The sequence below is a fragment of the Protofrankia sp. CiP1_Cm_nod3 genome, assembly GCF_982290655.1.
This window is the reverse complement of sequence record NZ_CEVIVD010000034.1, coordinates 33394-42358: the sequence shown is the minus strand read 5'-3', so window position 1 is coordinate 42358 and position 8965 is coordinate 33394. Positions and strand designations below refer to the sequence as shown.

At 70.2% G+C, this 8965-nt stretch carries 5 protein-coding genes and 1 pseudogene; all 6 read right to left on the bottom strand.

The window, feature by feature from the left end:
* Positions 1–12: 12 nt before the first annotated feature.
* The 6 genes and pseudogenes from ilvC to gatB all read right to left on the bottom strand — a co-directional run bounded on the left by ilvC (position 13) and on the right by gatB (position 8815).
* Positions 13–1014 carry a ketol-acid reductoisomerase gene (ilvC, locus tag AC5LUJ_RS09465; protein ID WP_250286698.1) on the bottom strand — a complete coding sequence of 334 codons (1002 nt, stop codon included), beginning with the start codon at positions 1012–1014 and terminating at the stop codon, positions 13–15.
* A 70-nt stretch (positions 1015–1084) separates the two neighbouring features.
* Positions 1085–1609 (bottom strand): acetolactate synthase small subunit, encoded by a 525-nt coding sequence (ilvN, locus tag AC5LUJ_RS09460; protein ID WP_250286696.1) that lies wholly within the window; start codon positions 1607–1609, stop codon positions 1085–1087.
* Between the two features lie 15 nt (positions 1610–1624).
* A pseudogene (locus tag AC5LUJ_RS09455) lies at positions 1625–3457 on the bottom strand (acetolactate synthase large subunit); the annotation flags it as partial.
* A gap of 913 nt (positions 3458–4370) precedes the next feature.
* A complete protein-coding gene (locus tag AC5LUJ_RS09450; protein ID WP_250286692.1) occupies positions 4371–4589 on the bottom strand; it encodes a hypothetical protein in 219 nt (72 codons plus the stop codon).
* 678 nt (positions 4590–5267) lie between these two features.
* The gene (locus tag AC5LUJ_RS09445; protein ID WP_493464783.1) at positions 5268–7064 is read right to left on the bottom strand and encodes a penicillin-binding transpeptidase domain-containing protein; all 1797 of its coding nucleotides are present in this window, start codon (positions 7062–7064) and stop codon (positions 5268–5270) included.
* Positions 7065–7327: 263 nt separating this feature from the next.
* On the bottom strand, positions 7328–8815 hold the full coding sequence (gatB, locus tag AC5LUJ_RS09440) for an Asp-tRNA(Asn)/Glu-tRNA(Gln) amidotransferase subunit GatB (RefSeq protein ID WP_445548527.1): 1488 nt from the start codon (positions 8813–8815) through the stop codon (positions 7328–7330).
* Positions 8816–8965 lie beyond the last annotated feature (150 nt).

Sequence of the window (8965 nt, the reverse complement as noted above, 5' to 3'; positions counted from 1 at the left end):
GGGTGGGGCAGGTCAGTCGACGGGCTCGGCGATCCAGGACATCAGCGGCCGCAGCTGGGCGCCGACCTGCTCGATCGGGTGCTTCTTGCCCTCCTCGACGAGCTTGGTGAACTGCGGGCGGCCCGCGTCGTCCTCGGCCACCCACTCGCGGGCGAACGAGCCGTCCCGGATCTCGCCGAGGATGCGGCGCAGCTCGTCCTTCACCGCCTGCGTGATCACCCGCGGGCCGCGGGTGACGTCGCCGTACTCGGCCGTGTCCGAGATCGAGTAGCGCATCCGGCTGATGCCGCCCTCGTACATCAGGTCGACGATCAGCTTGAGCTCGTGCAGGCACTCGAAGTAGGCGACCTCCGGCTGGTAGCCGGCCTCGACCAGCGTCTCGAAACCGGCCTGTACCAGGGCACTCGCGCCGCCGCAGAGCACAGCCTGCTCGCCGAAGAGGTCGGTCTCGGTCTCCTCGGTGAAGGTCGTGCGCAGCGCGCCGGCGCGGGTGCCGCCGATCGCCTTGGCGTAGGCGAGCGCGAGCGCGAGCGCGCCGCCCGACGCGTCCGCCTCGACCGCGACCAGCACCGGGACGCCCTTGCCCTCGGTGAAGGTCCGCCGGACCAGGTGCCCCGGGCCCTTCGGCGCGACCATGAACACGTCCACCCCGGCCGGCGGCTCGATCAGCCCGTACCGGATGTTGAACCCGTGGCCGAACGCGAGCGCCTTGCCCGGCGACAGGCTGGGCGCGATGGACTCCGCGTAGATCTTACGGTGGGCGGTGTCCGGCGCGAGCAGGATGATCACGTCCGCCTCGGCCGACGCCTCGGCCGGGGTGAGCACCCGCAGCCCCTGCTCGGCGGCCCGCGCCCGGCTGCGGCTGCCCTCGGGCAGGCCGACCCGGACGTCCACGCCGCTGTCGCGCAGGTTGAGGGCGTGGGCGTGGCCCTGACTGCCGTACCCGATGACGGCGACCTTACGGTTGGTGATGTTGTCGAGCGACGCGTCCGCGTCGTAGTAGATCTCGGCCATCGTGGGCGAATCTCCTCGATTCTTCGTCAGTGGGCCCGGCGCAACCGGGCCCACGGGATCTCCATGGCCCTCAGGCCGTCCGGTCGAGAGCACGCAGACTACGGTCGGTAATCGATCGCGGGCCTCGGCCGAGGGCGACCATGCCGGACTGGACCAGTTCCCTGATGCCGAACGGTTCGAGCATCCGGATGAGGGCGTCGAGCTTGTCGCGGGTGCCGGTGGCCTCCACGGTGACCGCGTCCGGGGCGACGTCGACCACCTTCGCGCGGAAGAGCTGGACGGTCTCGAGCACCTGCGAACGGACCGACAGGTCCGCCCGCACCTTGACCAGGACCAGCTCCCGCCGCACCGCGGCCGACGGCTCCATTTCGACGATCTTGATGACGTTGACCAGCTTGTTGAGCTGTTTCGTGACCTGCTCGAGCGGTAGCTCGTCGACGGACACGACGATCGTCATCCGGGAGACGTCGTCGTGCTCGGTCGGCCCGACCGCGAGCGACTCGATGTTGAAGCCGCGCCGGGAGAACAGCCCCGCGACCCGGGCGAGCACCCCGGGCTTGTTCTCCACCAGCACCGACAGGGTGTGCGTGCTCACGGCCTGAACCTCTTCCTACAGTTCTTCATAGTCGAAATCGGGGGCGATGTCCCGGGCGATCCTGATGTCGTCGTTGCTCGCGCCGGCGGCGACCATCGGCCACACCATCGCATCCCGGTGGACGACGAAGTCCACCACGACCGGCGCGTCGTCGATGGCCATGGCCTTGTCGATCGTGGCGTCGACCTCGTCCGGCGACTCGCAGCGCATCCCGACGCAGCCGAGCGCCTCGGCGAGGCGCACGAAGTCCGGCACCCGGCGCGTGCCCCGCGGGGCACCGGACGCGCTGCCGGCACCGGGGCCGCCGCCGGTGCCGGCGCTGGTGCCGGCACTGTCCGGCCGGGTGCCCAGGTCGGTGTTGGAGTACCGCTGGTCGTAGAACAGGGTCTGCCACTGCCGGACCATGCCGAGCGACCCGTTGTTGATGATCGCAACCTTGATCGGGATGCCTTCCAGCGCGCAGGTGGCCAGCTCCTGGTTGGTCATCTGGAAGCAGCCGTCACCGTCGATCGCCCACACCGTCGCGTCCGGCCGGCCGACCTTGGCGCCCATCGCTGCGGGCACCGCGTAGCCCATCGTGCCCAGTCCACCGGAGTTCAGCCAGGTATAGGGGTTCTCGTACGAGATGAACTGCGCGGCCCACATCTGGTGCTGGCCGACCCCGGCGACGTACAGCGCCTGCGGGCCGGCGATCCTGCCGAGCCGCTCGATGACGTACTGCGGGGCGACCGAGCCGTCCGTCGGCAGGTCGTAGCCCAGCGGGTAGGTCCGGCGCCAGCCGTCGACCTGCCGCCACCAGCCGGCGAGGTCCGCCCGCGGCTCGCCCTGCAGCGCGGCGACGAGATCGTTGATCACCTCGCGGCAGTCCCCCACGATGGGCACGTCCGCCACCCGGTTCTTGCCGATCTCGGCCGGGTCGATGTCGGCATGGATGACCGCGGCCTTCGGCGCGAAGGAGGCGAGCCGGCCCGTCACCCGGTCGTCGAAGCGGGCGCCGAGGGCGATCAGCAGGTCGGACTTCTGCAGGGCGGTCACCGCGGCGACCGACCCGTGCATCCCCGGCATGCCCAGATGCTGCGGGTGCGAGTCGGGGAACGCGCCGCGGGCCATCAGCGTCGTCACCACCGGGATGCCGGTGAGCTCGGCGAGCGTACGCAGCTCGGCGGCGGCCCGCGCCTTGAGCACCCCGCCGCCGACGTAGAGGACCGGCCGGCGGGCCGCGCTGATCATCCGGGCCGCCTCGCGGATCTGCTTGCCGTGCGGGCGGGTCACCGGCCGGTAGCCGGGCAGGCACAGCGTGGGCGGCCAGATGTCGGCGGGCAGCACCGACGTGGTCGCCTGCAGGATGTCCTTGGGCAGGTCGACGAGTACGGGCCCGGGTCGTCCGGTGGAGGCGAGGTGGAACGCCTCGGCGATCGTGCGCGGGATGTCGTCCGCGGAGGCCACCAGGAAGTTGTGCTTGGTGATCGGCAGGGTGATGCCGCAGATGTCGGCCTCCTGGAACGCGTCCGTCCCGATCGCCGCGCTCGGCACCTGGCCGGTGATCGCCACCAGGGGCACCGAGTCCATGTAGGCGTCCGCGATCGGCGTGACCAGGTTCGTCGCGCCCGGCCCGGACGTCGCGATGCACACGCCCACCCGTCCGGTGGCCTGCGCATAGCCCTCGGCGGCGTGCCCGGCACCCTGCTCGTGACGGACCAGGATGTGCCGGAGGCGCTCGGCGTCGTACAACGGGTCGTACGCCGGGAGGATCGCGCCACCGGGGATGCCGAAGACCACGTCGGCCCCGGCGGCCTCCAGCGAAAGGACCAGCGACTGCGCTCCGGTGATCTGACTGCTCATCTGATCGTCTTCCTTGACGTTCCACGGTGGTGACGGGTGGGTGGGCCGGGCACAAAAAAACCCCTCGTGCCGAAGGCACTGAGGGGCGGCGCACGCAGTCCTAAGATCGGCTACGCGCGCTCCACAAGTACAGGAATCGCAGGTGCGAGGATGCCACTGAGCATGGCTCTAACCATGCCCCGACATCCCCGCCCCCGTCAAGCTCATCAACACCCTCGTCACCCAACACCGCGCCCACCGCGACGGTGCCAGGTACCCAAGACGCCGGCAGCCCACCCACACCCCTGGCACGTCGGCACCAGCCCCAAGCCTTCAGCGTGCCGTTACCGACCTCGGACTCCCCCGTGGATCTTGCCTGATGTGAACGGCGATCCAAGAACCTCCTGACGACCAGCTCCCGCCGTCGACAGGGCCGTTCACAGCGTGGCGGGTAGGCTCACCAGACCGGTGGATCATGAGATCGAGTACGTAAGTGGCTGCCGGAGCGACCACTTACGTACTCGATCTCATGATCCGACGCTTCTGACGCCGGGAGCTTCGTGCGGCTCTGGCCGGAAATACCTACGTCACGTGGGCAGCTGACAGCGCCCCGGTGTCTCCGCTTCGTCTGGCACCGGGGTGGGCCTGAGGTGAGGTGATAGGTGTCATGTCGGCGTCAGCTCCCAGGGTGACATGCAGGTGTGGCGCTCAGGCGACGACTGGGGCCAACGGAATAAAAACGGGCGGAAAAAACATAGGCAAAGATGCTGGACAAGATATCACACAAGCAAAAAGAGTTAATTCCGTCATGACGGGATGACGGGATGACGGGATGACGGGATGACGGGATGACGGGATGACGGGAAACTTGCATGGCGAGGAGAGTTGTTCCCGCCGTCGCGGGATCGGCGTTCCCTGTCCGCGAGGGGAAACGGGTGGTTCAGGGCTGAGCCGGCGGTGGTTGTTCGAGGATGTCCGCGAGGGCGTCGGTAAGGCTGCCGTGGCGTATGCTCCACACGAGCATCGCCCGCCATGTCTCGTCTTTCGACACTGCTCTGCCGGTACGACGCCGGAGGTCGCGGACGAGATCTTCGAGTGCCTCCTCCTCGGCGAGGGTGAGGTTGACCGTGGTCTTACGTGGCCGGGCGGCCGGCGGCACGCCTGCGACCCTGCCGAATGGGACCAGGGCAGATCGGGCCCGCCGTCCAGAAAGACTCGACAGCGTTCTACCAGGAACAGGTCCGCCGCCAGGAACAGCTGTGGGGATCGAAGCGGCCGGCGACGGACTGGGCGAGCCGTCGGAAGTATCCGCGGGATCGGGCCTCATCGGCCATCGACCGGCCGTCCTCCACCGACGAGCGGGGCAGGACGTCCGTGGACGTCGAGCAGATGGCGCCAGGCAGGCATGGGAGCGCTCCGGAGGTCCGTGGAATACGCGAATTCCCGTGCTCTCGCCTGAGAGCGGGGGCACGGGGCAGGCGAAACCGAAAACAGCCTGCGCGCCCGGTGTGCGGCACAGGAGACAACGACGCGAAAGACAACGGAACGAAACAGTACATCGACAGAATGTCGCCAGACGCCGTTGTCTGCACCACCGGCCTGCCCAGCAGGCGACTACCCGGGATCGGGGTCGGCAAGCGCGCCGAGCGCAAACACGGTCACGGTACGCAGTGTGCCATGCAAAGCGTCACCATGTCGAACATATACACATAAAAGGCGACCATCGTTTCCCTGTTGTTTTCCACGTAACAGAACCTTCGCTGGCAACGTGCCAGCAACAGGAAGGCGGGCAAGCGCTCGTCAGGAACCGTCAGAAGGCTGTCGTCAGGGTGCGGTGTCAGGGTGTGGCGTCGAGGTTGGCCAGGAAGTGGGCGGCTATGGGGGCCGCGGACTGGGCGCCGAAGCCGCCGTCCTCGACGATGACCGCGAAGGCGACGTTGCCGCGGTAGCCGACGAACCAGCCGTGGGTCGGCGGCGGGCTGCCGTCCTTGTACTCGGCGGTGCCGGTCTTGCCGCGCACCTCACCGGGGAAGGCCACGCTGTTCGCCGTCCCCTCGGTGACCACCGCCCGCATGAAGTCCTGCAGCGTCGGGACCACCGCCGCCGGCAGCGGGTTGCTGCGCGGCGCCGTGCCGGTCACGAACGGCTGGTGCCAGGTGCCGCTGGCGGCCGCCGCTGCCACGCTGGCCATCTGTAGCGGGCTCGCGTTCACCTTGCCCTGTCCGATGGCGTCCGACGCCGATTCCACAGCGTCCTTCGGCGTCGGGAAAGAACCGCCGACGCTCGCTATCGGCAGTGGCTGGCTGCCGTCGAAACCATAGAGTTTCGCGGCCTGCTCCAATGCCGTGTCCGGCAACGACTGCTCCAGCCGGATGAACGCGGTGTTGCAACTGCGGGCGAACGCCTCCCGCAACGGGATAACACCGAACTGCTCGGCCTCGGCGTTATTGAAGGTGCGCCCGCCGACCGCCACGGTCTGGGTGCAGTCCAGCGGGGTGTTCGCGTCCTTCCCCGCGATCAGCGCGGCGGTCGCCGTGACAATCTTGAAGGTGGACCCCGGCGGATAATGGCCGTTGATCGCCCGGCCGTACCCGTTGAGCGGGTGGTTCACCAGGGCGAGGACACCGCCGGTGCGCACGTCGACGGCCACCAGCGCCCCGGTGGGCTTGGACGCGGCCGCCATCGCGGCCTCGCCGGCCCGCTGCACCTTCAGGTCCAGCGTGGTCTGCACGTCCTTGCCGTCGGTCATCGGGTACGACCGCAGGGTACTGACGGTCTCGTTGCGCTCGTTGCGGACGACCACCGTGCCGCCCTGCGGGGCGAGGACCGCGTCGTGGACGCGCTGCAGTCCCGACAGCGGGGCCACCTGGCCGACCAGGTTGCCGGCGAGCTCCGCGTCGCCGCTCAGCGGCTGGCCGTTGGCGTCGACCAGCTGGCCGCGTTTACCCTTGGACGTCGTGCGGTCCAGCCGCAGGCCGGGTGCTGCCAGCGCGGGGTGGATCGCGTCCGGCCGGGCCTGGACCTTCCATGCCTTCCCCTGACGGGCGAGGTGCAGCACGCCGTCATAGCCGTACGGCTCGGGGAAGCTGGCCAGGGTGAGCAACGCCGAGTAGCCGACCGTGGCGGTCGAACCCGTCCGCTCCAACGCACCCGGGACGAAACGGGCCCCGGTCACGTTCAGCCTGGTCCGGGCGTCGGCCATGGACGTCACGAGCTGGTCAACGTTGATCGTCCCCGGCACGGCCACCGCGGTCACGCCGGCCCTGCCCTGCTCCTGCGCGGCCGTGAGCGCGACGCTGGCGGCGGGCACCGCGCTGGGCCCGGCGCTGGCGGGCCCGGCGCTGGCGGGCCCGGCCGTGGCGCCGCCCGTGGCCGTGGCCGCGGCGCGGTCCGTGGTGGCGGAGGTGGCCGTGTCACCGGACGAGGCGAGGCTCTGCCAGCTGGACAGGTAGGCCTCCGCCGCGGCCCTCGCCGCCCTGTCCTGGGCGCGGCTGTCGCTACGGATCTTCCACAGGTACCCGGCGCCGGACGCGGCGAGCAGCACGATGACGACGGCGAGGGCGATGAGCAGACGGGCGCGGCCACGGCCCCGTCGTGACGTCGACGCGGTGAACCCGCCGGGAGTCAGAGGCACCTTGGCGTGCTCCTCCCCCGTTGACGACCCCAGCGGCGGCCCCGCTGATGACGGACCGGGCTCCGCCGTCATCGACGGCCGGGCTCCGGGCGTGGCACCAGCTTACGAAGGCCCAACCGGGACCCGCCTGTCGACGCGCCGTGAGCACAACGCGGGCCGTAGGTGAAAACCGTTGCTACCACACGGTTTTTCACCTACGGCCCGCGCGTCCGTAGGTGAAAAACGGCGTGATAGTGACGTTTTCCACCTACGCTTTCCGCTGGTTACTCGCCGAGGCGCTCCAGGAGGAGTTTGCGGACGGTGCCCGGGTCCGCCTGGCCCTTCATGGCCTTCATGACCGCGCCGACCAGCGGGCCGACCGCGTTCAGCTTGCCGCCGCGCACCTTGTCGGCGATGGCCGGCTGGGCGGCGATGACCTTCTCGACCGCGTCGGCGAGCGCGCCGTCGTCGGAGACGAGCTTGAGGCCACGGCCGGCCACCACCTCGTCCGGTGTCCCCTCACCGGCGAGGACGCCGGTGATGACCGTGCGGGCGAGGGCGTCGGTCAGCTCGCCGTCGGCGATCATCTCCGCGATGCGGGCGACGTCGAACGGCTCGATCGCGAGGCCGGTCGGGGGCACGCCGGCGTCGGCGGCCCGGCGCGCGAGCTCGTTCAGCCACCACTTGCGGGCCGCCTCGGCCGTCGCCCCGGCCGCGATGGTCTCCTCGACCAGGTCGAGGACGCCGGCGTTGCGCATGTTCACGATGTCGGCGGGCGTGAACCCGTGGTCGGCTGCCAGGCGCGCCCGGCGCTGCGCCGGCAGCTCCGGGATGGTCGCCCGGACGGCGTCGACGTACTCGTGGGTCAGCGCCAGCGGGGTGAGGTCCGGCTCGGGGAAGTACCGGTAGTCGGTCGCCTCCTCCTTGGAGCGGCCGGCCGACGTCGTCCCGGAGGCCTCGTCGAAGTGCCGGGTCTCCTGGACGACCTTCAGGCCCGCGTCCAGCCGGGTGGCCTGCCGGACGATCTCGTGCCGGACCGCCCGCTCCACCGAGCGCAGCGAGTTGAGGTTCTTGGTCTCCGACCGGGTGCCGTAGGGCGCGGCGGGCTCGCCGGGGGCGGTGCGCGGCCGCAGCGACACGTTGGCGTCGCAGCGCAGCGAGCCCTGCTCCATCCGGACGTCGGAGACGGTCAGCGCCCGGCAGAGCTCACGCAGCTCGTCGACGTAGGCACGGGCGACCTCGGGCGAGCGGACGTCCGGCTCGGTGACGATCTCGACCAGCGGGATGCCGGCCCGGTTGTAGTCGACCAGCGAGTGGGTGGCCCCGTGGATGCGCCCGGTGGCCCCGCCGACGTGCAGGGACTTGCCGGTGTCCTCCTCCATGTGGACGCGGGTGATGCCGACCCGGTGGATCTTCCCGTCGGCCTCCACGTCGAGCCAGCCGTTCTCGCACAGCGGCTCGTCGTACTGGCTGATCTGGAAGTTCTTCGGCATGTCCGGATAGAAGTAGTTCTTGCGCGCGAAGCGGCACCATGGCGAGATCGAGCAGTTGAGCGCCAGGCCGATCATCACGGCGAACCGGACGGCGGCCTCGTTGACCACCGGCAGCGAGCCTGGCAGGCCCAGGCAGGTCGGGCACACCTGGGCGTTGGGCTCCGCACCGAACGCGGTGGAGCACCCGCAGAACATCTTCGAGGCGGTGCCGAGCTCGACATGCGTCTCCAGCCCGATCACCGGCTCGTAGCGGGCGACGGCGTCGTCGAAGGTGGGGATGGTGGCCGCCGTGCTGGCCGAGGGTGTCAACGCACGTGCTCCTGTTCAACCGCGTCCGTCTGTACCGAGGTGGAGCCGTGATCCGCGCCGGCGGGCCACGCCTGATCGGCGGGCTGGGCCTGGCCGGCGGGCCGCGCGTCGCCGGTGGGC